The 24,170-nt window shown below is 56.3% G+C and carries 27 protein-coding genes; 18 read left to right on the top strand and 9 right to left on the bottom strand.

The window, feature by feature from the left end:
* The first annotated feature begins 58 nt into the window (after positions 1-58).
* Both IEY52_RS12525 and clpX read left to right on the top strand, forming a co-directional pair.
* Entirely contained in the window at positions 59-658 is a 600-nt protein-coding gene (locus IEY52_RS12525) for an ATP-dependent Clp protease proteolytic subunit (protein WP_189003032.1), read from the top strand.
* Complete coding sequence (clpX, locus tag IEY52_RS12530; protein WP_189003033.1) at positions 658-1,851, top strand: ATP-dependent Clp protease ATP-binding subunit ClpX; 1,194 nt, start codon at positions 658-660, stop codon at positions 1,849-1,851. The genes IEY52_RS12525 and clpX overlap by 1 nt, the downstream gene beginning before the upstream one ends.
* Positions 1,852-1,908: 57 nt before the next feature.
* On the opposite strand, the gene IEY52_RS12535 is transcribed toward clpX, so the two are convergent.
* The 3 genes from IEY52_RS12535 to IEY52_RS12545 form a co-directional block, all read right to left on the bottom strand.
* Positions 1,909-2,880 carry an aldo/keto reductase gene (locus IEY52_RS12535; protein ID WP_189003034.1) on the bottom strand — a complete coding sequence of 324 codons (972 nt, stop codon included), beginning with the start codon at positions 2,878-2,880 and terminating at the stop codon, positions 1,909-1,911.
* A 20-nt stretch (positions 2,881-2,900) separates the two neighbouring features.
* Positions 2,901-3,272: a MerR family transcriptional regulator gene (locus IEY52_RS12540; RefSeq protein WP_229684768.1), complete on the bottom strand. Its 372-nt coding sequence runs from the start codon at positions 3,270-3,272 to the stop codon at positions 2,901-2,903.
* Between the two features lie 188 nt (positions 3,273-3,460).
* Entirely contained in the window at positions 3,461-3,901 is a 441-nt protein-coding gene (locus IEY52_RS12545) for an organic hydroperoxide resistance protein (protein WP_373289864.1), read from the bottom strand.
* A gap of 303 nt (positions 3,902-4,204) precedes the next feature.
* On the opposite strand from IEY52_RS12545, the gene IEY52_RS12550 reads away from it, so the two are divergent.
* From IEY52_RS12550 to IEY52_RS12575, 6 genes are all read left to right on the top strand, one after another.
* Positions 4,205-5,788 carry a S8 family peptidase gene (locus IEY52_RS12550; RefSeq protein WP_189003036.1) on the top strand — a complete coding sequence of 528 codons (1,584 nt, stop codon included), beginning with the start codon at positions 4,205-4,207 and terminating at the stop codon, positions 5,786-5,788.
* A 127-nt stretch (positions 5,789-5,915) separates the two neighbouring features.
* Entirely contained in the window at positions 5,916-6,347 is a 432-nt protein-coding gene (locus tag IEY52_RS12555; protein WP_189003037.1) for a DMT family transporter, read from the top strand.
* Positions 6,344-6,775, top strand: coding sequence for a DMT family transporter (locus IEY52_RS12560; RefSeq protein WP_189003038.1), 432 nt, complete (start codon positions 6,344-6,346; stop codon positions 6,773-6,775). Before IEY52_RS12555 ends, IEY52_RS12560 begins: the two co-directional genes overlap by 4 nt.
* A complete protein-coding gene (locus IEY52_RS12565; RefSeq protein WP_189003039.1) occupies positions 6,750-7,226 on the top strand; it encodes a MarR family winged helix-turn-helix transcriptional regulator in 477 nt (158 codons plus the stop codon). Before IEY52_RS12560 ends, IEY52_RS12565 begins: the two co-directional genes overlap by 26 nt.
* A gap of 49 nt (positions 7,227-7,275) precedes the next feature.
* Complete coding sequence (locus tag IEY52_RS12570; protein WP_189003040.1) at positions 7,276-7,929, top strand: TetR/AcrR family transcriptional regulator; 654 nt, start codon at positions 7,276-7,278, stop codon at positions 7,927-7,929.
* Positions 7,930-8,019: 90 nt separating this feature from the next.
* A complete protein-coding gene (locus IEY52_RS12575) occupies positions 8,020-10,686 on the top strand; it encodes a G8 domain-containing protein (RefSeq protein WP_189003041.1) in 2,667 nt (888 codons plus the stop codon).
* 200 nt (positions 10,687-10,886) lie between these two features.
* Here the strand turns inward: IEY52_RS12575 and IEY52_RS12580 are convergent, their stop codons facing one another.
* The gene (locus tag IEY52_RS12580; protein WP_189003042.1) at positions 10,887-11,618 is read right to left on the bottom strand and encodes a metallophosphoesterase family protein; all 732 of its coding nucleotides are present in this window, start codon (positions 11,616-11,618) and stop codon (positions 10,887-10,889) included.
* Between the two features lie 211 nt (positions 11,619-11,829).
* Between IEY52_RS12580 and IEY52_RS12585 the strand changes: the two genes are divergently transcribed.
* The gene (locus tag IEY52_RS12585; protein WP_189003043.1) at positions 11,830-12,732 is read left to right on the top strand and encodes a hypothetical protein; all 903 of its coding nucleotides are present in this window, start codon (positions 11,830-11,832) and stop codon (positions 12,730-12,732) included.
* A 219-nt stretch (positions 12,733-12,951) separates the two neighbouring features.
* Positions 12,952-13,872, top strand: a complete 921-nt coding sequence (locus IEY52_RS12590; protein WP_189003044.1) for a LysR family transcriptional regulator — start codon at positions 12,952-12,954, stop codon at positions 13,870-13,872.
* 65 nt (positions 13,873-13,937) lie between these two features.
* Here IEY52_RS12590 and rplI read toward each other — a convergent pair whose 3' ends face one another.
* The 4 genes from rplI to rpsF form a co-directional block, all read right to left on the bottom strand.
* Positions 13,938-14,390, bottom strand: a complete 453-nt coding sequence (gene rplI, locus IEY52_RS12595) for a 50S ribosomal protein L9 (RefSeq protein ID WP_189003045.1) — start codon at positions 14,388-14,390, stop codon at positions 13,938-13,940.
* Complete coding sequence (rpsR, locus tag IEY52_RS12600; protein ID WP_034342595.1) at positions 14,387-14,647, bottom strand: 30S ribosomal protein S18; 261 nt, start codon at positions 14,645-14,647, stop codon at positions 14,387-14,389. The genes rplI and rpsR overlap by 4 nt, the downstream gene beginning before the upstream one ends.
* A 38-nt stretch (positions 14,648-14,685) precedes the next feature.
* Positions 14,686-15,549: a single-stranded DNA-binding protein gene (locus tag IEY52_RS12605; protein WP_189003046.1), complete on the bottom strand. Its 864-nt coding sequence runs from the start codon at positions 15,547-15,549 to the stop codon at positions 14,686-14,688.
* 151 nt (positions 15,550-15,700) lie between these two features.
* A complete protein-coding gene (gene rpsF / locus IEY52_RS12610) occupies positions 15,701-16,009 on the bottom strand; it encodes a 30S ribosomal protein S6 (RefSeq protein ID WP_189003047.1) in 309 nt (102 codons plus the stop codon).
* 405 nt (positions 16,010-16,414) lie between these two features.
* Between rpsF and IEY52_RS12615 the strand changes: the two genes are divergently transcribed.
* From IEY52_RS12615 to IEY52_RS12635, 5 genes are all read left to right on the top strand, one after another.
* A complete protein-coding gene (locus IEY52_RS12615; protein WP_189003048.1) occupies positions 16,415-17,458 on the top strand; it encodes an AfsR/SARP family transcriptional regulator in 1,044 nt (347 codons plus the stop codon).
* Positions 17,459-17,537: 79 nt separating this feature from the next.
* A complete protein-coding gene (locus IEY52_RS12620; protein WP_189003049.1) occupies positions 17,538-17,879 on the top strand; it encodes a hypothetical protein in 342 nt (113 codons plus the stop codon).
* A 38-nt stretch (positions 17,880-17,917) separates the two neighbouring features.
* Positions 17,918-18,586, top strand: a complete 669-nt coding sequence (locus IEY52_RS12625; protein WP_189003050.1) for a response regulator transcription factor — start codon at positions 17,918-17,920, stop codon at positions 18,584-18,586.
* Positions 18,587-18,671: 85 nt separating this feature from the next.
* Positions 18,672-19,967, top strand: a complete 1,296-nt coding sequence (locus IEY52_RS12630) for a HAMP domain-containing sensor histidine kinase (protein WP_189003051.1) — start codon at positions 18,672-18,674, stop codon at positions 19,965-19,967.
* Between the two features lie 51 nt (positions 19,968-20,018).
* Positions 20,019-21,002, top strand: coding sequence for a bifunctional transcriptional activator/DNA repair enzyme AdaA (locus tag IEY52_RS12635; protein ID WP_189003052.1), 984 nt, complete (start codon positions 20,019-20,021; stop codon positions 21,000-21,002).
* Positions 21,003-21,011: 9 nt separating this feature from the next.
* Here the strand turns inward: IEY52_RS12635 and IEY52_RS12640 are convergent, their stop codons facing one another.
* Positions 21,012-21,413 carry a Fur family transcriptional regulator gene (locus IEY52_RS12640; protein ID WP_189003053.1) on the bottom strand — a complete coding sequence of 134 codons (402 nt, stop codon included), beginning with the start codon at positions 21,411-21,413 and terminating at the stop codon, positions 21,012-21,014.
* A gap of 192 nt (positions 21,414-21,605) precedes the next feature.
* Here IEY52_RS12640 and xseA point away from each other — a divergent pair, with 192 nt between their 5' ends.
* The 3 genes from xseA (at position 21,606) to IEY52_RS12655 (ending at position 24,123) form a co-directional block, all read left to right on the top strand.
* Entirely contained in the window at positions 21,606-22,778 is a 1,173-nt protein-coding gene (gene xseA / locus IEY52_RS12645) for an exodeoxyribonuclease VII large subunit (RefSeq protein WP_189003054.1), read from the top strand.
* Positions 22,775-22,957 (top strand): exodeoxyribonuclease VII small subunit, encoded by a 183-nt coding sequence (xseB, locus tag IEY52_RS12650; RefSeq protein WP_189003055.1) that lies wholly within the window; start codon positions 22,775-22,777, stop codon positions 22,955-22,957. Before xseA ends, xseB begins: the two co-directional genes overlap by 4 nt.
* A 233-nt stretch (positions 22,958-23,190) precedes the next feature.
* Positions 23,191-24,123, top strand: coding sequence for a magnesium transporter CorA family protein (locus tag IEY52_RS12655; protein WP_189003056.1), 933 nt, complete (start codon positions 23,191-23,193; stop codon positions 24,121-24,123).
* The last annotated feature ends 47 nt before the right edge of the window (positions 24,124-24,170 follow it).

Here is a 24,170-nt window from a genome sequence, read left to right on the forward strand (position 1 = left end):
AGCCCAGTGTGAAATTCACCCTCGTGTTTTTCGCCAAAGCCATGACATAATGCTAGGCATGAGCATCATTCCATACGTCATCGAACAGAGTGGCCGCGGCGAGCGCATGTACGACATCTATTCTCGCCTGCTGAAAGACCGGATCATCTTTCTGGGCACGCCCATCGACTCTCAGGTGGCGAACACCGTGGTGGCTCAGCTTCTCCTGCTGGACGGCCAGAACCCCGAGCGTGAAATCCAGATCTACATCAACAGCCCTGGTGGCGAGGTGTACGCGGGTCTGGCCATCTACGACACCATGCAGTACATCAAAGCCCCCGTTTCCACCATCTGCGTGGGCATTGCCATGAGCATGGGTTCTGTGATCCTGATGGCCGGAGACAAGGGTCGCCGCAAGGCCCTGCCCCACTCTCGCATCATGATTCACGCTGGCTCTGCAGGCTTCCGGGGCAGTGTGCCCGACCTCCAGGTGCAGGCGCAGGAGGTCATGGCCCTGCAAGACATCCTGGTGGGGATGTACACTAAGCATACGGACAAGAGTGACGAGCAGATCCGCAGGGATTTGCAGCGTGACTTCTTCATGACCCCCCAGCAGGCGCTGGAGTATGGGTTAATCGACGAGGTGGTCCAACCGACCCCTAAAGGTGAGATGCAATAATGGCTGACCGTTGTAGTTTCTGTGGGCGCGCGTACCCGCAGATCGCCCATCTGATCGAATCCCCCACCCGCAATGCCTTCATCTGCAATGAATGCGTGGAGCGGGCGCATGAAATTCTGGGCACCCAGAAAGTCAAGCATGGGGATTTTGAGCTCTCTGACCTGCCCAGTCCCAAAGAAATCAAGGCTTACCTGGATGAATTTGTGATCGGTCAGGACGAGGCCAAACGTGCGCTGGCCGTTGCTGTGGTCAGCCACTACCAGCGCCTCAAACACCCCGAGGCAGGTCTGGGCAAGAGCAACATCTTGCTCATTGGCCCCACGGGAACCGGCAAGACCCTGCTGGCCCAGTCTCTGGCAGAGATGCTGGAAGTGCCTTTCGCCATTGCAGACGCCACCACCCTCACCGAGGCGGGTTACGTTGGTGATGACGTGGAGAACGTGATTGTGCGCCTCCTGCAGTCTGCAGATTACGATGTGGCCGCTGCAGAGCGGGGCATCATCTACATCGACGAGATCGACAAGATTGCCCGCAAGTCTGAAAGCACCTCCATCACCCGCGATGTGTCCGGTGAGGGTGTGCAACAGGCGCTGCTGAAGATCATTGAAGGAACCACCAGCCAGGTGCCCCCCCAGGGGGGCCGCAAGCACCCCCATCAGGAACTCATTCAGGTGAACACCCGCAACATCCTGTTCATCTGTGGTGGAGCCTTTGATGGTCTGGAGGATCTGGCCCGCCAGCGCAGCAACAAGCGTTCCCTGGGCTTTGGCCGTGTGGTCAAAGGCGACAAGGAACTCGAGGACCTGCGTTTCGAGCCAGACGATCTGGTCAAGTTCGGTCTGATTCCTGAATTTGTGGGCCGTCTGCCCCTGATGGTGCAACTGCAGGAACTCGATGAGCACGCCCTGGTGCGCATCCTCACCGAGCCCAATGGAGCCATCATCAAGCAGTACCAGGCCCTCTTCGAGTTTCAGGGCGTGAAACTGCACTTCAAAGAAGAAACCCTGAAGGAAGTGGCCCGCCGTGCCCTCAGCCGCAAAACGGGTGCCCGTGGTCTGCGTGCCGTCATGGAAAAAGCCATGACCGACCTGCTGTTTGAACTGCCCATGCCCGGCCTGACCGACATCGAGTTCGGCCCCGAGCACATCGACAACCCCCTGGGTGCCATTCCGGATTACCTGAAAAGCGCCTGATCCCTGTTTCATGTGAAACACCCCCAGAAATCCTCTGGGGGTGTTTGCTTGTGAGGTTTATCTGTTCACTGAACCCATGTCTGCATAACGCAGACCAGCAGCAATGTTTTTGGGTGCGATGGTGTCCAGGGTCTGCAATTCTTCCTGGGTCAATTGCACATCCAGGCTGCCCAGGTTGTCCTGCAGGTACTTGACCCGTTTGGTTCCAGGAATGGGCACCACGTCCTGTCCCTGTGCCAGCACCCATGCCAGTGCCACCTGTGCAGGTGTGGCATTTTTGGCTGCAGCAAACTTCTCGATCTGGGTCACCAGTTCCAGGTTTTTGTAAAAATTCTCGCCCTGGAATCTGGGGTTGTGCTTGCGGAAGTCATCGGCCGGAATGTCATCCGGGGTGCTGAAGGCTCCAGTAAGGAAACCCCGTCCGAGGGGGCTGTAGGCCACCAGACCCACACCCAGCTCCCTCAGGGTGGCCAGCAAGCCATCTTCAGGGTCGCGGGTCCACAGGGAGTATTCGCTTTGCACAGCAGTGATCGGGTGCACTTTATGGGCACGCCTGAGGGTTTCAGCAGAAACTTCTGACAGACCAATGTGGCGCACCAGTCCAGCTTTTACGAGTTCGGCCATGGCACCCACGGTGTCCTCGATGGGGGTTCCGGGGTCCACGCGGTGCAGGTAGTACAGGTCAATAAAGTCGGTCTGCAGGCGTTTCAGGCTGCCCTCGATGGCCTGCTTCACATATTCGGGTTTGCCATTGATGCCCAGGCGCTCGGTTTTGCTGCGCATGATCCCGAATTTGGTGGCGAGCACCACCTGATCGCGTTTGCCCTGCAGGTATTTGCCCAGCAGTTCTTCATTGGTGTGCGGACCGTACATGTCAGCGGTGTCCAGAAAATTGATGCCGTGGTCCAGGGCGTAATCCAGGGTGCGGAAAGACTCTGCATCGTCGGTGGCACCATAAAAATCAGACATGCCCATGCAGCCCAGACCCAGGGCGTTGACGGTCAGTGTTCCCAATTTGCGCTGTTCCATGTGAGGCTCCTTTGCCAGCTTCAGTTGCTGGTCTTGCGGTAAAGCTGAATCTTGTACTCAATGGCTTTCAGGGCGTCCTGCAGTGCAGCAATCTGTTCGGAGACCTGGGTGTGGTGATGCTCCAGGATGTTGAGGCGTTCCACCCGGGTGTGGTCTCCCTGCCTGAGAAGTTCAATGTAGAGGCGCATGTCCTGGATGCTCATGCCTGTGGTGCGGAGTTTCCCCAGAAAGTTCAGGCGGCCCAGGTCCTGTTCGGTGTACCTGCGGTGTCCGCTGGTGTTGCGGTCAATGGGGTCCAGCAGTCCAGCTTTTTCGTAGTACCTGAGGGTGTGTTTGGAAAACCCGGTGAGGCGGGTGATGTCTTCAATGCTGTAATCCATTCTTGCATCCATTCTTGCATCCATTCCTGTTCCTGTGCCTTTCAGAATGGGGTTTCAATGTTGAAGGGTGAGGCCCTGATGCTGTGGTGCAGCGCTGCACAACCCCACTCTAGAGGTTAGAGTGCACTCTAAGTCAAGAGGCACAAAAAAGGACGGGGCGGTCCCGTCCTGAAAGTGAGCTGCCTGAAGGCTGGGTGGGTTCAAATGCCCACAGTTTCGGCGGTCTGCAAAGTGAGCTTCACCTCGATGTTGCCGCGGGTGGCATTGCTGTAAGGGCAGATCTGGTGGGCTTTTTCCAGCAGTTCCTGGGCCACCTGCTGGTCCATGCCGGGCAGGTGAATCTGCAATTCCACAGCCAGATTGAAAATGCCACTGTCCAGTTTTCCCAGATCTACAGAGGCGGTGATGCTGCCGTTGCTGGGAAGAGGGGTTTTCTGTTTGAAGGCCACCAGTTGCAGGGCACTCTGGAAGCAGGCTGCATATCCTGCAGCAAACAGTTCTTCCGGGTTGGTGGCTTCTCCCCCTTTGCCCCCCAGGACTTTTGGGGTGCTGAGTTGCAAGTGAAGTTTGCCGTCTCTGGTGCGAACGGTGCCGTCTCTTCCACCTTCAACGGTGGCCTGTGCAGTGTAGAGGGCTTTCATGAATGATATTTTGACTGGGTTTAAAATTCCGAACGGTAATTCTGGCACGGTGTTCAACTCACAGTTGAGCACTGAAGTCGTGACACCTCCACCCCATCCACACAAATTGTGCTTTTGCTCAAGGTCAACTTAAGGGTCTCTAAAGTTTTGAGGGTATCGCGTACCTTTTAACACATTGCACGAGGTGTTACATTCTGAAGTGACCCGACCGCAGCGTGTTTTCTGGCCTGCGGGCCGCATTTGACCCATTTGCATGCCTGATAGAGAACTTACAGGTTCTCCGTCAGCAAAAGGATGTTGACCATGTCCAGAAAAATCAAACTGGGATTTGCACTGCTTGCCCTCACCCTGGGGGCCTGTGCCCAACAATCCCTGCCTGAAACCCATGACCTTCCCCTTCCCAGAGTCACCACTGGAGAGAAAAAAGCCCCTGTGCTGGATGTGGACCCTGCTGCTGTGGTGGCCCAGAAATACATTGTGGTGCTGAAAAAGCCTGCAGCAGGGATTGCCGCTCAGGGCATCCTCAAACTGTCCAGAGCAGCCATTGCCGAAAAACTGGGCATCAGCAAAACCGGAGGGCAGGTGCAGAAAATCTTCACCGAGGCCGTTTATGGTTTCAGTGCCCAGTTGAATGCTGCACAACTGGCAGCGCTGGCCCAGAATCCCCAGGTGTCTTACATTCAGCCTGTGCAGAAAGTGCGCAAGCAGGGCACCCAGAGCAACCCGCCTTCCTGGGGTCTGGACCGCATTGACCAGCGGGATTTGCCCCTTAACAACAGTTACACCTATGCCACCGATGGTTCAGGCGTGACAGCTTACGTGGTGGACACCGGAATCCAGACCTCACACAGCAATTTTGGTGGTCGGGCCAGTGTGGGCATCGACACCGTGGGAGATGGCAAAGCTGGCATCGACTGCGATGGTCACGGCACCCACGTGGCCGGGATCATTGGAAGCAACACCTATGGAGTTGCGAAGAACGTCAAACTGGTCTCGGTGCGGGTGCTGGACTGTGAAGGTTCAGGCAGCATGGATGGGGTCATCGAGGGCATCGACTGGGTGATCAAGAACGCCAAAAAACCCGCTGTAGTGAACATCAGCCTGGGTTCTGAAGCAGATGCCACCCTGGACCAGGCGGTCAAGAATGCCATCCAGTCCGGTCTGACGGTGGTGCTTGCTGCTGGCAACCAGGACGATGATGCCTGCAAATACAGCCCTGCCCGTGTCCCAGAAGCCCTCACTGTGGGAGCCACCGATTCTGGAGACAAACGCACCTACTTTTCCAACAAGGGAAGCTGTGTGGATCTGTTCGCTCCGGGTCTGGCCATCACTTCCACGGTGCTGAACAACCAGACCGATGCCTACAGTGGCACCAGCATGGCTGGACCCCATGTGGCAGGCGCAGTGGCCCTTTACCTTGCTGGTCACACTTCATCCACTCCTGCACAGGTGACGGCGGCCATTCTGGGGAACACCACCCCCAACAAGGTTTCCGACCCTGCTGGCAGCCCCAACAAACTGCTGTACATTGGCAGCGAACCCGTCACCACCACCCCTCCACCCACCACCACCGGTCCCTGCTCGGGAGCCAACTGCACCACCTACACCGGAAAATTCAACGCCGAGGGGGAATACTACTTCCCACCGGCCAACGATTACTTCGAGTACTCTGGCGGCACCCTGAAAGCCTGGATGAAAGGCCCCTCTGGCACCGATTTTGATCTGTACCTCTACAAGTGGAATGGGTCTGACTGGGAAGTGGTGGGCGTCTCCGAAAGCCCCACCAGCGAGGAAAGCATCACCTACACCGGAACCAGTGGGTATTACATCTGGCTGGTGACCTCCTACACAGGCACCGGGTCTTACACCTTCTGGATGCAAAAGTAAGTCCTGAAGCACAACCGAGGGAGGCTGCAAAGCCTCTCTTTTTGCTGGCGAGGTGTCCTGTCCATCTGGCAGATGACAGATTTGGTTAAACGTTTAATAATTAAGACATGAATGATTGGAGTCTTTTGTGTTCCTGATCTGGCTGCTGGCGATCCTGGCTGGAACCCTGCTCCCCTTGCAACTGCTGGTGAACTCCACGCTGGCCCACGCTTCTGGATCTTCTCTGTTTGCTGCCATGGTTTCCATGACCGGAGGCACCCTGATTTTGCTGTTCACCGGACGGGCCAGGGGGTTTTCGGTGGCCACCATCCGCAGTGCCCCTCCTGGCATCTGGCTGGGCGGGTTCTGGGGCAGCATTTACATCCTGACCAGCATCATCGTGACCCAGCACCTCGGGACTGCCTGGACGGTGGTCCTCCTGATCACCACCCAGACCGTGCTGAGCCTGCTGATTGACCACTTCGGGGCTTTTGGATTGCCCCGCAAACCTTTTGACCTGAAACGGGCAGTGGCCGCATTGCTGCTGGTGGCTGCCGTGTACCTGAAAGGAATGCCATGATCTTCCTGGGCCTGCTTGCGGGAACAGCCGCCTGGCTGGGCCTGATGTTCAATGTGCGCTTCACGCAGCACCACGGGAACCGCTGGCACACCACTTTTCTGAACTTCCTGCTGGGGGCCATCTGCACCGGAGCTGTCTTTCTGTTCAGCCATCCCGGAGGGCTGGCCAGTGGTCCCTGGTGGTCTTACCTGGGTGGGCTGGTGGGCATCGGTTTTGTGATTGCCGGGGTGATCTTCACGCCCAAACTGGGCGGAACTGGCTGGCTGGTGGCCAGTGTGCTGGGACAGGTGATCATGTCGCAGGTGCTGGACCGTCTGGTGTTGAACCGGCACCTGTCCTGGCACCAGATCCTTTCTGGCCTGCTTTTGATTGTGGCCATGTGGCTGCTGATGGAGAAGAAAAATGGAACATCCGATCGAGCAAATTGAAGCCCAGTGGAAAGCCAGACACCCCGAACTTCCTCTGGAAGAAATCCTCACCCTGATTGTGCTGCACCGGGCCAGCCACAAGCTGATGAAAGAACACGACCAGTTTCTCTCTTCGTTTGGCCTGAACCATGCTGCAGCAGATGTGCTCCTGAGTTTGTACCGCTCTGCTCCTGCTGAAGGCCTGACCCTGGCAAAACTTGCCTCGGTGATGGCCGTGACCCCGCCAGCCATGACAGCACGCATCGACAAATTGCTGGATTCTGGCTGGATTGCCAAGGACCTCGATCCGGAAGACCGCCGGGTTTTCAAAATCCGCCTGACCGAAGAAGGCACACAACTGGTGCAAAAGATGTTCCCCCTGCACATTCAGGACAAGCAGAAGGTGTTCGAGGGGTTTTCTGCAGAGGAACTCTCGGTGTTGCGCAAGCTGCTCACCCGCCTGACCGAATGAATCACCTTGACAGATGACCGTTGGTCATTAAAGATGAAAGGGATCCGTGATGCGAAGAGCCAGAAGCGACACCCAAAAAGAGAACCGCAAGTTGCAGATTCTGGACAGCGCACTCGAACTGTGGCACACCACCCCCTACACCGACATCACCATGCAGATGGTCGCAAAAACCAGCGATCTGGCCAAAGGCACCCTGTACCTGTACTTCCAGAGCAAAGAAGAGCTGTTTCTGGAAATCCTCAAGGTCAAATTGCTGGACTGGTTTGCAGAACTGCATGGACTGATGCAGCCTCCCCTCACACCAGAACGCATGGTGGCCAGCCTCAGTGAGACCCTGAGAGACAAAGATGACATGCTGCGCCTGCTGGGCATGCTTTCCGGGGTGCTGGAAGCTGGAATCACCGTGGAAGCGGGCCTGAACTTCAAAATGTGGATGAATGGCGAACTGGCAAAACTGGGGGGCCTGCTGGAAGCTGCCCTGCCCGTGCGAAACGGCGTCCAGGTTCTGATGCATTTGTACGGCACCATCATGGGCCTGTACCAGACCGCCAACCTGCCTGTTCCATTAAAAGAAGCCCTGCAGCTCAATCCCGAGCTGGCCTGTTTGCTGCTGGATTTTCACCAGGAACTGAAACTGGCAGCTCTGGCCTTGCTGAAAGGGCACCTTGCTGCAACTGAAACCCCCATGCTGCTGCAGGACTGAACCCGGACCAGAAAAACCCAATGATGAGAATGTCCTGTTTTGAACATAAGAATTGTTACAATTTGTACATTTGCAAGTAAACTGTAAGGGATGCGAAAAACTCTCCTGCTGGTCCTTACTGCCACACTGGTTTCTTGCAACATCGTCCATCCGCATCCCACCGACCACACCCTGGAGAGCCAGGCCATCACTTTTGTGAAATGGTCCGACCCTGCCACGTGGGGCGGAAAAGTTCCTGTGGCTGGAGACACCGTCACCATTCCCGCCGGAAAAGCAGTGCTGCTGGATGTCAGCCCTCCAGCCCTCAGGGGCGTGGAAGTCAATGGCATGCTCAGCTTTGACCCGGCCCTCAACCTGATGCTCAAAACCGACTACCTGATGGTGATGGGGGCTTTGCAGGTGGGCACCGAGGCCGCACCCATCCAGGGCAAAGCCGAAATCGTGCTGACCAGCAACAACCTGGCAGACAACATCCACAGCATGGGGGCCAAAGTGCTGGGGGCCATGGGAGGGGGCACCATCGACATCCACGGGCAGCCCACCCTGCGCAGCTGGACCAAACTGAATGGCACCGTGGCGGTGGGCAGCAAAACCATCACCGTACAGGACCCGGTGAACTGGAAGGTGGGAGATGCCATCATCATCACCTCCAGCAGTTTCTACAACCCTTACAGCCCCAAATCCCAGACCGAACAGAGATTGATCACTGCCATCAGTGGCAACACCCTGACCCTCAACCAGGGCCTCACCTACGGACACTGGGGCGCAGATGCCGCAGGCGTGAACGAACAGGCCGAAGTGGGCCTGCTGAGCCGCAATGTGCTGATCCACAGCGATGACAGCGTGCTGGACACCACCACCCCGGCAGGCTCCATCAGCAAGGGGGGCCACCTGATGGCCATGGTGGGTTCCAAAGTGCGCATCGAGAATGCCGAATTCCGGGACATGGGCCAGAAAAGCGTGTTTGGCCGTTACCCCATCCACTTCCACCAGCTTTCCGATGGGGGTCTGGGGTCGTATGTGCGCAACAACAGCATCTGGCGCACCTACAACCGCTGCGTGGTGATTCACGGCACCAACAAACTGATCCTGGAAAACAACGTGATGTACAACTCCACCGGGCACTGTGTGTACTTTGAAGAAGGCACGGAAACCGGCAACACCATCCGCAACAACGTGGTGGCCTACGTCAAGGCCCTCAAGGACGCTGCACGCCTGATTCCCACCGATGACCGCCCGGCAGCCTACTGGATCACCCGTCCAGGCAATTACCTCAGTGGCAACAGTGCCAGCGAAGCGCACATCGGATACTGGTATGCCCTGCCTGAAAAACCCATTCCCTTCGGACGCGGCACCCAGGACCTTGCCTGGATGGACAGCATCTACCCCCGCCGGGAAGCCCTGGGGTACTTTGATTCCAACGTGGCCCACTCCAACTGGCAGGGGCTTTTTGTGGACGGTGCCATTGCCAGCACCCTCTGTGACGGCACCATGTCCAGAAACACCTGCAAAGACCATTCCAACCTGTCCCTGCTGAAAGACGCTGGCGCGGTGAATTATGCCCCCAGACAGAAACCTGCCCAGGACTACAACTTCACCAGCACCGATGCTGCAGTGCTCAACCTGCCTGTGGTGGCCAGCTTCAACAATTTCACGGCCTACAAACACCGCAATCAGGCCGTGTGGCTGAGGGGAAGTTACCAGCAACTCAACAAACCCAGAATGGCCGACAACAAAATCGGAGCCATTTTTGCAGCTTCCCGTGTGTACCTGAATTACGGCCTGGTGGTGGGCAGCACCCCCAACACCCTGGGAGATGCTGCAGACATTGAACCCCGCACCGGATTCCAGTTCTACGACGGACACGTGGGGGTCAGAAACACCCTGTTCCGCAACTTCACCACCCCCCAGAGTGCTGCGCTGGGCTACCTCAGGCACACCAGTTTCTCGCTGGTGGCGCAGAATTACGCTTCTGGACTGACTTTTGAGAACAGCAACCGGGTGTACCTGGACACCCCACCTGCTCCGGTCTTCAATGCCACCACCGAGGACTCCAAAGATGGTTACCGGGGAGCGGTGTTCTACGACCACGATGGCAGCGTGACGGGTGCAACCGACACTTACGTGACGGTCAACCATCCGTTCCTCACCAACAGTTCCTGCAGCTTCAAAACCGAATGGAACGCCTACACCTGCCGCAACACCTACCTGAACCTGGGCCTGAGGATCCTGGACACCACCGAAGTGACCACCCCCACAGCCCCTTACAAAGTCCTGCGTTCCGATGGTCCCAGCATCGATCTGTGGGGCACACCCAACGGGGTGGGCACACCCAACAATTCCTTCCAGACCCGCCTGATTGCCACCCGTGGCGGCACGGTTCCCCGTTACGTCTATCAGTTGCAGAGCGGAACGGGCGCAGTGCCCACCAAATATCTGGCTTCCCTGACCCTGGACAGCCTTCCCACCGATGCCCTGTTCATCAAGACGGTGCCCACCGCCAGTGCAGCCAATTCCTGGGTGGAACTGGTCTTGCCCTTCAATGGGCCTGCTTACGTGTACCGCACCTACTATTTTGGCTACAACTCGGGCAAAGGGCTCAACAAAGTGGCCATCCGCAGCGACCTCTACAAGGGCACCATGGGCGACACCTACTACCAGGATGCTGCAGGCATTCATGTTATCTTCACCTTCAGGGACCTGACCACCAGCCAATTCACCAGCTTCCATGTGTGCCAGACGCTGAAATGTGAATGATCTGAAGGGGCACTCTGCAAAGATGGAGATTTTGTGGAGTGATTGCAGACACCAAAAAACCTGAAGGTTCTTCATTAAGATGTTCATGGGCGTGCTTCAACTACCCCGCGCCCACAACAAAAAGAGCAGGAGCGTTAAGCTCCTGTTCTCTTTTTCTCTTTTTGATTCTGGTTTGAGCGTCAGGTCCAGTGGCTGGCAGCTCAGGTGCTTTCCAGGTTGCGGGGCCTGCGTTTCTGGTAGCGCCCGGTGCGGATTTCCTGGATGTATTCCTTCACGAAAGGCATGTCGCTGCGCTCTGCACAGGTCACTTCCTCTTCCCGGTCATAAATCACCCGTGCAAACCCCATGGTGAACCCGGAGCGTTCAAATTCCAGAACCAGGTAGGTGGCCAGCACACTGTCCAGCGGATTGCCCACCGAACCGGTGTTGATCAGGGGGCGGCCTTCCACATCCACCAGCAGCGCCTCGTGCACATCTGCGTACACAACAGCGTCTGCAAATTCACTGAGGCCCCTTTCCGGCTGGGGATAGAACATTTCCCGCTGCTCAGGGAGGCTGGAGTGGGGATACACCCTGTGAAACACCCCTTTGGAACTGGCATGAACAAAACGCCACAGCAGGTTTCCAAAAGTCTCTTCAATGGCGAAAGGCAAATTGGCGAGGTAGCTCACCTGTCCAGGGGAGAGCTGGGAACGGGGCCAGATGTCCTGGGGCCGGTGGCTTGCTCCGGCCACCCTTGCATCCCAGTTGCCCATGATGACCCGGTCGGCAGTGTTTGCCACCCAGTCCACCACTTCTTTTGGACGGGGGCCTTTGCCCACCAGGTCACCCAGGACCCAAATTTCGCTCATCCCCCGCCGTTTGATGTCCTCGTGGACAGCCAGTGTTGCTGTCAGGTTGGCGTGAAGATCTGCGATCACGGCGAGTTTCATGCGTACAAGTTTACCCTAAAACGCAGGGCCTTTACCTTTCCATGCGTGAAACAGCTTGCACAAAAGCTTTGCACTGCATTATGCTGAACCGTTTGCATTTGTGCTGTTTGCCTCAGAAACACCTCTGGGACTTTTCAATTTTGCCCCATAAAGGGGAAACCCCACTTCAGCAGGGCTTCAAGATTCACGGCACATGTAGTACAACGGAATTATGAAAAAAATGTTGATGATCACCCTTGGTCTTGGTGTTTGCGGACTCGCCCAGGCCCAGACCGTTGTGGAAATGACTGCTCTTCCTGGAACCCAGCTCACAGGCACCCTGCAGAGCACCAGCACCATCACCAACATGACTGTAGACGTGCAACCCAAACCCAATGTGCGCATCACCTCGCAGGCCCTTGAAGATTACCGCAAGAGCTTTGGGGCAGGTCTGAATCCTCCAGCCACCACCACCCAGAACATTCCGGCCACCTTGCAGGTGCTGGAAGACCGTGAAGACGGTGGCATTCCGGTGCAGATGAACATGGACATCCCCATGGGAGCAGGCAAAGATCCCCTCAAATTCTCAGCCCGCACCATTTATTACCCGGATGGCACGGTCAAAATAGAATTTGATGAGGTCAGCGACCCCACCTTCCAGAAAATGCTGGGCGGCATGAAAGACCTGGTCAACAACCCCCAGCTTCAGGCGATTTACAACAAACCCTGGACCCCCGGAGAGAGCCTGAACCAGTCGGTTTCCCTGCCGTTCGAGCAGTTCACAGAAGGACTTCCTTACAGGTTGACTGGCAATTTCAACATGAACACCACCACCACTTACGTGCAGCGTGGCGCAAGTCAGGAATACATTTTTCAGGTGAACGGCAGCTCTGGTCTGACAGAAATTCGTGCATTGGACGACAAGAACAACATCGTGATGAAGATCTTCATGGATCAGGTGAAGGTCTCTGGAGAAAACCGCATCAGCGAAGATGGCCTGCCCCTGTTCCAGAAAACCAGCCAGAGCATGAAAATGACCCTGATCATGAACATGCCGCAGGTTCCAGTGATCGTGAAAACCAGCATGAACCTGGCGGTGGATCAGACCATCCGCTGGCAGACGGTTTTGCAGTGATTTGCGGGTCAGAGCAACTTTGACTTTTCTTTCCCCGAGGGCTGACCTCTCGGGGATTATGCTGCAACACACCCTACTGCGTTTATCAGTGAAATGGAAGGATTCTGGTGAATCCTTCCATTTCAAAAAACACCGTACAGAGAGTAAACTTCTTATTCTTCTGTCAAAGGCTCTAGAAGTGTCACGTGTCCACCTGCATTTTGAAGCTACACTTGGAGCATGAGGATCTCGCAGTTGAAGGCATTCGCTGTTGTGGCAGAAACCGGTCAATTCACCGAGGCCGCTTTTTCTCTGGGCATTTCCCAGTCCTCGCTCAGCGATGCCATTGCAGGACTGGAAAAAAGCCTGGGGGTCAAGCTCTTGCAGCGGGGACGTTTTGGGGCAAAGCTCACCCCCGCAGGAGAACAGATTCTGCCTCAGGTGCGCCTGACCCTGCAAGCTGCAGAAAGCATCCAGGTGACCAGCCGCCAGCTCAAAGGCGAAATTTCCGGGCAACTGACCGTTTCGGTGTTCCGCAGTGTGGCCAGCCAGATCATGCCCGATGTGATTGCCGAGATGCACCGCCAGCATCCTGCGGTGAACATCCAGCTGCTGGAATGCGCCTGCGAGGTTTCAGTTCTGCAGCAAAACCTCACAGATGGATGTGCAGACCTGACCTTCCTGCCAGAAGAGGACTTTGCAGACCATCTGGGCTGGCCTGTGCTCAAAGACCCTTATGTGGCCCTGTTCCCCGAAGCCTGGGCAGAAGGCCTGACCACCGTCACCGCAGAGATGCTGGCCTCCAGACCGCTCATCCTGGGCAACGATGGCAATTGCGCTGTTCGCAGCCAGGAATACCTGCAGCAAAAAGGCTTCCGGGACCTCAGAATCAATCTGGTGCAAGACGAACTGATCATCTTTCCGCTGGTGGCCCGTGGCATGGGCATCAGCCTGATGCCGCGGCTTGCGGTCTTCATGCTGCCCTCTGGTGTGAAAATGCTCAGGCTGGAAGATCCTTTTTACCGCCAGATCAGCGTGGCTGTGCGGCAAAAGGCCATGGGCAATGTGCTGGTGAAACTGCTGCTGGGGATCCTCAAGGAGCGCCTCCCCGAGGCCCAGATTCCAGACAGCCTCACCCTGACTGCAGAACGCCAGAACTAAACTTCAAAACAAGAAAACAAAAAGACCAGAGCAATGCTCTGGTCTTCTCACATCACTGCCCCGTTTTAGTGGGAGGTGATGGTCAGTTTGACAGGAATGGACACGTCGTGGTGGGCTTTGTAGCTCACTTCGTACTCGCCGGTTTCCTTGATGGCCTTGGGCATCACGAACTTGTGACGGTCCAGGGCTTTGCCGGTCTGGGCATTGACAGCCTCGGCCACGTCGCTGTTGGTGACGGCACCGTAGATCTTGCCTTCGCCAGCTTTGACGTGCAGCACCACAGCCAGGTCCTTGAGTTCCTCGGCAAGCTTCTCGGCTTCGGACTTCAGAGCAGCCAGTTGCTTCTCTTTGGACTTCAGGCGGGCAGCCAGGGTTTTCAGGTTGCTGTTGGTGGCGGGCAGGGCCAGGCCCTGGGGCACCAGGAAGTTGCGAGCATAGCCAGCTTTGACGTTGACCACTTCGCCAGCCTTGCCCAGTTTGGCCTGGGGTTCCAGCAGAATGACCTTGACGCTGCTCATTTGCGCACCAGTTTCTCGGTGTAGGGAATCAGGGCCAGCTGGCGGGCAATTTTGATGGTGCCAGACAGGCGGCGCTGGTTCTTGGCGCTCAGACCTGTGCGGCGACGGGGCAGGATTTTGCCGGTGTCGCTGACAAAGCGGCGGAGCATTTTGACATCTTTGTAGTCCGTGATTTCCAGCTCTCCGATGGCAAAGGGATCAACCTTTGGCTTGCGGGGACGCTTGGGTCCTTTTGGACGGGGTTTCTTCTCGGTCATGGTGATTTCCTTAGAACTGCCTCAAAACAGGCAGTTGCTCAAAAGGGAAGATCTTCTTCCTCTGGTGGAAAATTATCTAAGCCCTCATCAATATCCAAGCTTCTCGATTGGGTCCCTGCAGCTTTCGCTGCGTTGCCTGCATTCCCATAGGCTTTTTGGGCTGCGGGCTGGGTGGTTCCGACTGCACCAGATGGAGCCGGACCTCGAGTTAAAGCTTCGACGCGAGTCGCTTCTACTTTTGTAGAGTTGCGTTTCTGTCCATCACGGTCGGTCCAGGTTTCGTTCTTGATCCGACCATGCACGAGCACCGAATCCCCTTTGTCCAGGGTGGCCACCAGGTCGGCGAGTTCACGCCAGGCGTTGATGTCCAGCCAGTGCGTTTTTTCCTGCCAGTTTCCGTCACGGCCCTTCCAGGATTCACTGACTGCGATGGAAAAACCCACCACAGCGTCCCCACTGGGGGTGTAACGGAGTTCGGGCTTGCGCCCCAGATTTCCAACCAGCACAGCCTCGTTGAGGGCGTGTTGCAGGCGGAAACCGCCGCCGCTGTCCCGCACCAGGTCACTTTCAGGACGGGCAAGCCCATCCACACGAAGTGCTTTGATGCTGATCATGCTGCGTTTCTGTCCGTTGGGATCTTCCCAGGCGCGCTGTTCCATGCTGCCCTCCACCACCACGGCACTGCCAGCTTTGAACTGTTCAGCGGCGGCTTCGGCGGGCTTGCCCATCAGTCCGACCCGGTGGTACCAGGGAAGGCTGCGGGTCTGGCTGTCAGATCCTAAAACCTGATCTTCGCCAGCAATGGTCAAATCGCAAACGGGGGTTCCGTTGGGGGTATAACGCAGTTCGGGGTCGCGGGCGAGTGCTCCAACAAGAAAAACGTGATTCATTCCTCGAGCCATTTGTGTTCTCCTTCGTTCGTGTTCACAGCTTATGGATTTGCTTACTTACTCTGTCACATAGCCCGAGCTTTTGGGATTCGGGAAAACCCTGTTGGGAACGCACTTCTAATGCTTAAGCACTGAGGGTGAATTCCCCAAAAGCGTCAAAAATTTACGCTTTTTTGGTTTTCCACTCGGGACGGTCTTTGACGACCACCACGCGGCGGACGTGGTCACGCAGGCGAAGGACATCACCAATGGTGGTCAGGGGGTTGCCGCTGGCCTTGATGGTGTAGTACAGGTAGTACCCTTCGCGGTCCTTCTCGATGGTGTAGGCGAGGCGGCGGTTGCCGGGCTCATCCACTTTTACGATTTCAGCTCCGGCGTTCTTGACGGTGGCTTCCACGTATTCCTTCTCGGTGAGGACCTGCTCGCTGCTCAGGTTGGGGTTGAGGATCAGGTTCAGATCATACTGGGTCATGTTGCACCTCCTTTCATGCGGGAAACCGCAAGACACAAGTATACCAAAAAACGGGCAGCTGGGAAGGGGTGTATCTGCGCAACTGAGTACGATTATAACATAATTCAGGGGTGGATGTTGTGTGGGTTGTGGGAAAGATGCCGAGGGCACAGGGCCGAGAGCCGAGGGCAAAGAGAGCACATGCTGAGGCGCTCAGGCATTGTTGCAAATACAGAAAAGTTCATGCCATCCATTGTCTGATTCCATTGACAAAAAATCTGAGACATAGACATGATGCTCTCGGCTCTCGGCTCTCGGCTCTCGGCTCTCGGCTCTCGGCTCTCGGCCCTGTGCCCTCGGCATCCCCACTCTGTGTGAAAAACCACGCTTGCAACGCAGCTGTACGAATTTTGATAAACTAACACCATGCCTACAGTCCTGGTCGTGGATGATGAAGCGTCCATCCTGCAACTGATTAAAATGACCCTGGAACGGGCCGGATATGAAGTGATGACCGCCAGCAGTGCTTTTGCTGCGCTGGAACTCCTGCGCAATCAGGTTCCAGACATCATCGTTTCGGATCTTGCCATGCCTTCCATGAACGGTCTTAGCTTCCTGCAAGTGGTGCGGGAAGAGATGAAAATCACCCATGTTCCCTTTGTGTTCCTGTCCAGCCATGCGGAAATCCAGCACATTCGGGCCGGGCTGGGCAGCGGCGCAGATGATTACCTCGCCAAGCCCTTTGACCGCCAGGAACTTCTGGACGCCATTGAGCTCCGCCTCAGGAGGGTGCAGGAATTCAAGGCCTCGCCAGAACCCAGCGTGCTGATGCAGGTGTTCGCCCTCAACAAGTCGGTGGTGCTGTACCAGAAGGAAGTGGTGACCTGGGCCTCCAGAAAAGCCTGTGAACTGTTTTACTTCCTGCTGGAAAAAGGACAGGTCTCCAGCTGGGAAGCTGCAGAAGCCCTGTGGCCTGAAAAAGACGAGGAGCGGGCCAGCAGCCTGTTTCACACCACCCTCCACCGCCTGAGAAAGTCGCTGTATCCAGAGGTGATTGCCACCAACAACCGCCGTTATTTCATTGACCCCAAACTGTCTCTGGAATACGATGTGCGCAATTACACCCAGCTTGCCCAGAAAGCCCTGACCAACTCACAGAATTTCGACCTGCTGCAGCAGGCGGTCAACACCTATGGAACGTTTCTGCCGGATTTTGATTCCGACTGGTGTGCAGATCGCCGTGCAGAATTGATGGAATCCCAGCTCAGGTTGCTGCTCAGCCTTGCAGAAGGCTATGAGCAGGGCTCGCAGGTGCGTCTGGCAGCCAATGCCTACCAGCAAACCGTGCAACTGGACCCCCTGCAAGACAGTGCCTGGGATGGACTGGCCCGAACCCTGACTGCCCTCAAAGATCCTCACGCTCCCAGAGCGGCAAAACGCGAGCCCTGGTGGGCCACCAGTGACTTTTGAATTAAGATTAAGAAAGGTTCATGCGCTTCTGTGCAATCTGAGGGGTTGAGCCTATAGCATGGGTGACAGTATGGTAGGCATGGTCTTCATTACCCTCGCAACACTGATCGGTCTGGGCGTCCCGTCCCTTCCCGATGGCACCCAGATTTTGATCACCAGCAAAGAGGGGGCCACCTCCATCGCCCGTGGGGAAATTCAGGATTTCACCCTGAACCTCAAAATCAACAACAAAAACATGTTGCCGGGGGGAACCGAAGTCAAAATGCTGATCGTGACCCCACAGCCCAACCAGATCAAGAAAGGTTTTGAGGGGATCACCACCAACGACGGCAAAGACATTCTGCTCGACTTTGGGACAGGCAGAAACAGTTTTCGTAAAATACTCAGTGAGAACTACAAAATCCGCCTGAAATTCGAATGACCCGCACTTGACCCCCCTGACCTGAAGGAGAAGCGCAGATGGAAAAACGCATCCTGATCATTGAGGACAATCTCGACATCACCAACATCGTCACCTACGAGTTGGAGCGTTCGGGATACCAGGTTCTGGCTGCTCCCGATGGAGTCAGCGGTCTGACCATGGCCCGTGAACAAAACCCCGACCTGGTGATTCTGGACCTGGGTCTCCCTGACTTTGATGGTGCAGAAATTGCCCGCAGACTCAGAAAGACCAGCAGTGTGCCCATCATCATCCTGACGGCACTCGACGCTGTGGACCGCAAAGTCAATTTGCTGGAAGCCGGAGCAGACGATTACCTCACCAAACCCTTCCATGCCGATGAATTGATTGCCCGCGTGCGGGTGCAACTCAGGCACCAGCAACAGGGCGAAGTGATTGCCATTGGCAAACTGGAAATCCACCCCCAGAAACGCCTGTGCCAGTACGCCGGGCAGGAAGTGCGCCTTTCTCCCAAGGAGTTTGATCTGTTGGCCTTCCTGGCGCGTCAGCCTGGACGGGTGTACTCCCGCGAGGAAATCGAACGGGAAGTCTGGAACGGTGAACTGCCCTCCAACAGCAACGTGGTGGATGTGCACATGGCCAACATGCGGGCCAAACTGCGCGACCTGGACGGTTACGGTCTGATCCGCACCGTGCGTGGCATCGGTTATGCCCTGAAAACCCCCTGAGGAACAAAAAAGGCCCTCCTGATATGACCCAGAATTTTGTTCTGCACCTGCAAAACCTGCAGGTGTCTTTTTTGATGGGACCTTCATGCTGAGCATCCGTGCCAGAAACATCCTGCTGGTCAGTGCCCTCACTTTGCTGGTGATTCTGGTGGGCACAGCCTCTGCTTTTGTGGCCCTCTTTGTGGGGCTCAACAACCAGGAAAAAAACCAGCTGACCCAGGACGCTGCCCTGATCGATGAGGTGTACCGCAAAGACATTGATGGGGACCAGAAACAGACCTCCACCGGGGGTCTGGAAGTGGACATGTACGACCCGGACAGCGGAGAGCGCATCTACAAAAGCTCTATTCCAGCCCTGACCCTCTCGGATTTGCAGGAGAACAACAACGAGGTGTTTCAACGCACCTATGGCGGACGCAACTACCTGATTTTCCTGAAGCCCACCAAATTTGCAGGGGCAGATTTCACGCTGGCCATTCGCAAAGACACCACCTACCTTTACAATGTGGGAAAAGACGCCCTGACGGTGCTGGCCGGGGTGGTGCTGGGCATGCTGATCATCTCCATTGCTGCTGTGTATGTGGTAACGCGCACCGCCCTGGCCCCTCTGGTGGATGTGTCCCGCCAGACCCGCGCCATCAACGAGAACAACCTCAAACCCATTGAGTATCATGGAGCAGACGATGAACTGGGCTTGCTGGTGGGCACCCTCAACCGCACCCTCAACCGCCTGGGGGAAGCCATCCACCAGCAGAAAGTGCTGCTGGCAGAGGCCAGCCACGAGCTGAGGACCCCCTTGACCGCCATCAGTGGTTATTTGCGCCGGGCAGAACGGGAAGTTCCCGAAGAGCAGAAGCAGTACATCCGGGATGCGGCCCGCGTTTCAGAAAGCATGACCCGGCTGGTCAATGACCTGTTGCAACTCTCACGTGGGGAAATCCAGCAGTCTTACACCCCCCACTTCATTGAGCTGGATGAACAGCTTGACGACCTCTCCAGAGATTTTCCAGGGCTGGAGGTCAACACCAGTGGCATTCTGGAATTGATTGGAGACCCCGAGCGCCTGAACCAGGTGTGGCGCAACCTGGTCAGCAATGCCTCCCGTGCTGCTGGAGACATCACCAAAGTGGAAATTGCAGCCACCCGCATCAAAGACACCCTGAGGGTGGAAGTGATTGACCACGGCCCTGGCATCACCGACGAAGAGAAAGAGAAAATCTTCCAGAAGTTCTACCGGGGCAAGCACTCGGGGAGCAGTGGGCTGGGGCTCACCATTGTGGCCCAGATCATCCGCATGCACCAGGGCAGCATCAAGGTGCTGGACACCCCCGGAGGAGGGGCCACCTTCCGGGTGGAACTGCCTGCGGTGGAAGAAGAGTGAAGCATCCAGAATCGGATGGTTTTGTTTGCCCTGGACCTTTAAGCTGAAACCATGTCCGTTGATGCCCACAAAGCCCTGAAGCAGCATGACCTGTCCGGGATGTGGATTGGGGTGAAATACCTCTCGGTGTACTACAGCCCGGAAGATTTGCGCTTGCTGCCTGAGCCGCAGGACCTGGTCTTTTTTGCTTCTGAGCAGGAAGCCAAAGCACAGGGGTTTGGGCCCATCCCAGACTCCCTGCGCCTCACCGAAAAGATTGCTGAGATGCTGCTGGAACAGCCTGCCCTGACGGTGCAGCAACTCAGTGAAAACCTGAGGCACACCCCCCATCAGGTCATCCGGGCCTTCAAGAAACACACCGGCATGACCCCCAAGCAATTTGCCCAGTTGCAGAAACTGGAGCGCTTCCGGGAAGAACTGGCCCACCACAGCATCACCCGCAGCCTGTACGAAGCGGGTTTCGAATCGTTGCGTGCCCTTTATGAGCGCAGCAGTGGTTTTCTGGGCATGCGGCCCAGAACCTACCAGCAGGGAGGAAAAAACATGACCATTTTTTACGACACCTTCGACACCCCTTTTGGTTTCATGCTGCTGGGCAGCACCGAACTGGGGGTGTGCAGCCTGAAATTCGGGGACCAGGACACCTTGTTGCAGGAGTTGCAGCAGGACTATCCGAAAGCCCAGCTGGTGCAGGATGCCGAAGCAACCCGACTTTATCGGGAAGCCCTGCTGGATTATCTGCAGGGCAAAACCCAGACCGTGGAGGTGGCCCTGGATGTGCGGGGCACCGACTTCCAGTGGAAAGTCTGGCAGGCTTTGCGGCGCATTCCAGCAGGCGAAACCCGCTCTTATGCCCAGGTGGCTGCCACCCTGGGTGAACCCAAAGCCGTCCGGGCGGTGGCCCGTGCCTGTGCCAGCAACGTGGTGGCCCTGGTCATTCCCTGCCACAGGGTGGTGCGCAGCGACGGTTCCATCAGCGGATACCGCTGGGGTCCTGAGCGCAAAAAAGAAATTCTGGACTGGGAAAAACGCTGAGCTTTGTTTTCAGTGCGTGGAGCGGCGGGTGGCACACTCAGGGCAGATGCCATGAAATTCCAGACGCACTTCCTGCAACTCAAAACCTGAAGGGAGGGCGGCCAGCGCTTTTTTCAACTCCCGCACATGGGGGGAGAACACGTCCAGAATCTTGCCACAGCATTTGCACACCGCATGGTGGTGGTCTTCTTTGCGGGCATCGTAACGGGTGACATCTCCGGCACTGTGGATCTTCAGCAGGTAACCATCGTCTGCCAGGGCCTCCAGTGAGCGGTACACGGTCCCCAGGCTGATGTTGGGCATCAGCTGTTTGACCTGTGCATACACCCAGGAGGCATCCGGGTGCACATCGGTGCCCTGCACCACATCCAGAATGGCCTGACGCTGTTTGGTGAAACGAACCACTCCCATATCCGTCCCATTCTACAGTGTGGGGCGCAAAGGAAGCAAAAGGTGGATCACGATTCTGGGAAGTCAACAATCCACAGTTCACAGCAGACAGATCAGGCCAGTGTCGTGTTTTCAAGACCACCAGAGCTTCACTGGAAGCGTAAGTCGCCAGATGTTTTTAACTGTAAACTGAAAACTGTATACTGTTCACTGATGGAAGACACCCTCAAGCTTTCCGAACTCCTGCAGTACACCAGCCTGATGGTGCAGAAAACCTTCTCGGGGTTTGTGTGGGTGCAGGCAGAGATTGCCTCACTGGCAGACCGCAGGCACCTGTATCTGGAACTCATTGAGATGGAGGGCAGCGAAGAAATTGCCAAATGTCGGGCTTCCTTGTGGGCCAGGGACCGTTACCGCATCGAGAACAAGTTCAAAGCGGCCACAGGAAATCCCCTGCAGGCAGGCATGGAAGTGCTGCTGAAGACCACCGTGGAGTTCCATCCCCGCTATGGTTTCAGCCTGAACATCCTGGACATTTCTCCGGCTTTTACAGTGGGGCAGTTGCAAATCAAACTGGAGCGCATCCGGGAAAAACTGCAAAAGCTGGGGGTGTGGGATCTGCAATCCAGGCTGTCTTTTCCAGAGGTGCTTTCCAGGGTGCTGGTGGTCACCCCTGAAGATGCCGCCAGCCTGGGGGATTTTCAGGAGCGCACAGAGGTGTTGCAGCACACTGGGGTGTGTGAATTTCGTTACCTGACCGCCACATTTCAGGGAAAACAGGCCGTTCCCTCTTTGCTGAAAGTGCTGATTGAAGCCCAGCAACTGCGCTCTGAATGGGACTGGCAGGTGCTGGTCCTTTTGCGCGGAGGCGGTTCTGTCACCGACCTGCACTGGCTTTCCGATGAAACCCTCACCCGCACCCTCTGTGAGTACCCCCTGCCTGTGGTCACTGGCATTGGCCACACCCGCGACCAGACCCTGCTGGACGAGGTGGCAGCCCTCAGTCTGGGCACCCCCTCCAAGGTGGCCCAGTGGGTGCTTGAGGAGGCCCTCAGGGCACCCACGGAAGCCCTGCAGCATTATCAGGAGATCCTGCAGTGTGCCCATGAGCGCCTGGAGCAATACACCCTGGCCCTGAACCACCTGAAGGGGGTTGTGGTGCAAAACACCCGAACAGCCCTGCAGAACCGCAAACATGCCCTGGAACAACAGATGTTGCAGATCATCCATCTGGATCCCCAGAGCACCCTGCAGAGGGGCTATGCGCTGCCCTTCCGGGGAAAGGAACGCATTGCCACCCGACAGCAGGCCCTGAAGCAAAACCACTTCACTCTGCGGTTTCAGGATGGAGACCTGGAAGTCCAGCATGAAGGAGCCAAACCATGAGCTTTGAAACCGATTTTTTCACCCTGAAGCGCATCTCCGAAGAACTGCAAAACCCCGAACTGCCCCTGGATGATCTGGTGGTGTTGCTCAGAGAGGCCACCGCGGCTTACACATCCTGCAAGTCCCATCTGGAAGCAGCACAGGAAGCCCTGGCAGCCCTGGAAAACGCTGAAGAATAAACCGGTCCGCAAAACTTGTATTCCCCTCCAGCCCTTGTTAGACTTGAAGGGTCGGCGCTTCAATGCGCTTTCTTGTTCTGGAAAAACGAACCCCTAAGGAGGTGGTGGCATGACAAAAGAAGACAACCCTCCCAGTCAACCCTCCCACCACCCGTCTTCACTGCTTTAAGCCCGTTTGACCCTTAGGAGGTTTCAATCATGCGCAAGAACACCTGCGCAGGGGGGGTGTGCTGATGCTGGAATACTACCGCAGCATTGGAGGGAAGCTCCACCTCGTTGACGATTACATGGAAGGGTGCTGGATCAATGCCATCGCCCCCAGCCTGGAAGAAATTGACTACCTGCACCACGAAATCGGCATTCCTGTCGATTACCTGAATTACCCACTGGACGTGGACGAACGGCCCCGTTTCGAGAAAGAAGATGACTTCATCCTCTTCCTGATCCAGACCTCATTCCCCCTGGGAGACAACAGCGACATTCCCTATGACACCATTCCTCTGGGGATCATTCACGGGACACACTGCATTGTGACGGTGTGCGCCCAGGACAACCCCATCATCCAGGACATGAAAAAAGGGATGGTGCGGTATGTCTCCACAGCCAAGAAGAACCGTTTCACCCTGCAACTGTTTCACAGGACCGCCCAGCGTTACCTGGTGGATCTGCGCAAGATCAACAAGCAGGTGGATGCCGTGGAAGACCAGCTGGAGAACTCCACCCGCAACCAGGAATTGCTGTCTTTGCTGAAGCTGGAAAAATCGCTGGTGTACTTCAAAACCGCCATCAAATCCAACGAGATCATGATGGAACGGGTGCGCCGGGACCGGGTCTTTGAAATGTACGCAGACGATCAGGAACTGCTGGACGATGTGATCATTGAAAACCAGCAGGCCATCGAGATGACTGACATTGCCACCCAGATTCTGGCCAGCATGATGGGTGCGTTTGCCAGCGTGATCTCCAACAACGTGAACTCCGTGATGAAAGTGATGACGGTGGCCACCATCATGGTAGCCATTCCCACCCTGATCACCAGCCTGTATGGGATGAATGTGCCCATTCCCTTTCAGAACACCCACTGGTCGTTTTACTTTGTGCTGGTGGTGGGGGCTCTGGCTGTCGGGGTGTTGTGGTATTTCGTGCGCCGGGCACGGTGGTGGTAGCACCCCGAACCCCAAAAGACAGACTCAAGCAAACAACGAAAGCCCGG

The sequence above is a fragment of the Deinococcus roseus genome (assembly GCF_014646895.1).
GTDB classification, from domain to species: domain Bacteria; phylum Deinococcota; class Deinococci; order Deinococcales; family Deinococcaceae; genus Deinococcus_C; species Deinococcus_C roseus.